The organism is Mesorhizobium sp. (genome assembly GCF_005063415.1).
In the GTDB taxonomy this organism is placed as follows: Bacteria; Pseudomonadota; Alphaproteobacteria; order Rhizobiales; family Rhizobiaceae; genus Mesorhizobium.
Genome location: NZ_SUEG01000195.1, coordinates 1 through 2,784, shown reverse-complemented (window position 1 = coordinate 2,784; position 2,784 = coordinate 1). Strand labels below are relative to the sequence as shown.

Here is a 2,784-nt window from a genome sequence, read left to right as displayed (position 1 = left end):
GTCAAAAGACCCGCCGGTGCGACACCTCAGACGTACCGGTTGACGATGTTTTCGAGCAGTTCCTGGCGGCCGGATCTGGGCTGCGGCTCGATCTTCTCCTTGACGACGCGCTCGGCGATTTGCTCCAGCGTGCGCTTGCCGGCAAGCATCGCCTTGGCCTCGGCCGAATCCCAGCCGGCATAGCGCTCGGCGAGCGGGGCGGACAGCGCCTTGTCCTCGACCATGCGCGCTGCCGCCTTGAGGCCGCGAGCGCAGCAATCCATGCCGCCGATATGGCCGATCAGCAGATCCTGCGGATCGAGCGACTGGCGCCTGAGCTTGGCGTCGAAATTGGTGCCGCCGGTCTTGAAGCCGCCGGCCTGCAGCACCTGGTAGTAGGCCAGTGCCATCTCCGGTACATTGTTGGGGAACTGGTCGGTGTCCCAGCCCGACTGGTAGTCGTTGCGGTTCATGTCGATCGAGCCGAAAATGCCGAGCGCATTGGCCAGCGCCAGTTCATGCTCGAACGAATGGCCGGCCAGGATGGCGTGGCCCTGCTCGATGTTGAGCTTGACCTCATTCTCCAGTCCGAAACGCTTGAGGAAGCCATAGACGGTGGCGACGTCGTAATCGTATTGGTGCTTGGTTGGCTCCTGCGGCTTCGGCTCGATCAGGATGGTGCCTTCGAAGCCGATCCTGTGCTTGTAGTCGACGACCAGATTGAGAAAGCGGCCGGCCTGTTCCTGCTCGCGGCCAAGGTCGGTGTTGAGCAGCGTCTCATAGCCCTCGCGGCCGCCCCACAGCACGTAGTTCTCGCCGTTCAGCCGCTTGGTGACGTCGATGCAGTGTTTCACCGTCGCCGCCGAATAGGCAAAGACATCCGGATCGGGATTGGTGGCGGCGCCCGACATGAAGCGGCGGTTGGAAAACAGGTTGGCCGTGCCCCACAACAGCTTGACGCCGGTCTGCTTCATCTTTTCGGAGAAATAATCGGCGATCTCGTCGAGCCGCGCCGCACTTTCGGAAAAGTCCCGGCCCTCCGGCCGCACATCGGCATCGTGGAAGCAGAAATAAGGCGCGCCCAGCAACGAAAACATCTCGAAGGCGACGTCGGCCTTGAGCTTGGCCAACTCCATCGTGTCGGTGCCGCCGGCCTTCGGAAACCACGGCCGCTCAAACGTCTGGCCGCCGAACGGATCGCCGCCCGGCCAGGCAAAGGAATGCCAATAGGCGACGGCAAAGCGCAGATGGTCTTCAAGCCGCTTGCCGGCGACAATCTCGTCGGGATTGTAGAACCGGTAGGCCAGCGGATTGGTCGAATCCGGTCCCTCGTATTTGATCTGTTGGATGTCGCCGAAAAAACCGCTGCTCATGTTCTTTTCCTCTCGCATGGTTCGGCCTGATTACCTCAGGCGTAATTGGTTTTGCGCTGGCGCTGGTCGAAAAGGCTCATGTCAAAGCCACTCAACGAAGGAGACAGACCATGACCGACCTCAACACCATTGCCGAAAACTACATCGCCGCCTGGAACGAGAGCGACGCCGCGCGCAGGAAAGCCTTGCTCGAGGCGACCTTCACCGAGGACGTCGGCTACCGCGATCCGATCATGCAGGGCGACGGCCATGACGGCATCGCGGCGCTGATCGACGGCGTGCAACAGCGCTTTGCCGGCTTCAGGTTCTCGCTGAAAGGCAAGCCGGACGGCTTTGCCGATACCATCCGCTTCTCGTGGAATCTCGGACCGGACGGCACCGAGTCCGTCATCGAAGGCACCGATATCGGCGTCATCGAAAATGGCCGGCTGAAAAGCGTCACCGGCTTTCTCGACAAGGTGCCGGCACAATAAAGCCGCCCCGGCGAGGTAGGTGCCAGGCACCCCCCTCTGGCCTGCCGGCCATCTCCCCCTCAAGGGGGGAGATCGGGTGTCGCGCCGGCTTTCGCTACTCTCCAGCGTTGCAGGACTGAGCGGGGCGCCGGAGCTGCCAATCTCCCCCCTTGAGGGGGAGATGCCCGGCAGGGCAGAGGGGGGTGCCTCGCGCTCGCTCACGCGGTTACAGCCCTGATCGCCGGATAAAGCGCCCGGTAGCGCTGATAAGCATCCGCATAGGCATCGCCGAGGGCGGCGACCGGCTCGACCGTGGTGTCCGTCGCCGGCGCCGTGCACACGGCGCGCGGATCGGCGCCGGTCGCCGCGATCAGGCCAAGCCGGGCGGCGCCAAAGGCGGCGCCGAAATCGCCGTCGGCTGGAATATCGATGGGCAGGCCAAGCGCTGTGGCGATAGCCTTCAGCCAGTAGCGCGAACGCGAGCCGCCGCCGATCGCCGTCACCCGGGTCAGCGTCGTGCCGGCCTTGGCCAGGGCTTCGAGGCTGTCGCGGAAGGCGAAGGCGACGCCTTCGAGCACGGCCTGGGTCAGCGCCACGCGGCCGGATTCGTGTGCAAGCCCGGTAAAGGCGCCGCGAATGGCGGAATCATTGTGCGGCGTCCGTTCGCCCGAGAGATAGGGCAGGAAGGAGACGCCGGTCGGCGCCTGCAGCGCATCGCCGAGTTCGGCGGTCAGTTCGCCGGCGCTTTTTCCCGCGATTGCCGACAGCCAGTTGAGTGAATCGGTTGCCGACAGGATGACGCCCATCTGGTGCCAGGTGCCGGGCAGTGCGTGGCAGAAGGTGTGCACGGCGCTTTCCGGATTGGGCAGATAGGAGGCGTTGGCGGCAAAAAGCACGCCCGACGTGCCGAGCGAGACGAACGCCTGGCCGGCGACAACGCGGCCTCGGCCTGCGGCATGGGCACGGTCGGCGCCGGCCAG

The 2,784-nt window shown here is 64.5% G+C and carries 3 protein-coding genes; 1 reads left to right on the top strand and 2 read right to left on the bottom strand.

From position 1 onward, the window contains the following. Positions 1 to 26 precede the first annotated feature (26 nt). A complete protein-coding gene (xylA, locus tag E5W70_RS29190) occupies positions 27 to 1,352 on the bottom strand; it encodes a xylose isomerase (protein ID WP_292664759.1) in 1,326 nt (441 codons plus the stop codon). A gap of 110 nt (positions 1,353 to 1,462) precedes the next feature. Here xylA and E5W70_RS29185 point away from each other — a divergent pair, with 110 nt between their 5' ends. Further along, complete coding sequence (locus E5W70_RS29185; protein ID WP_292664758.1) at positions 1,463 to 1,825, top strand: nuclear transport factor 2 family protein; 363 nt, start codon at positions 1,463 to 1,465, stop codon at positions 1,823 to 1,825. A gap of 197 nt (positions 1,826 to 2,022) precedes the next feature. On the opposite strand, the gene E5W70_RS29180 is transcribed toward E5W70_RS29185, so the two are convergent. Next, the coding region (locus tag E5W70_RS29180; RefSeq protein ID WP_292664757.1) for an FGGY-family carbohydrate kinase at positions 2,023 to 2,784 on the bottom strand (762 nt) is incomplete at its 5' end.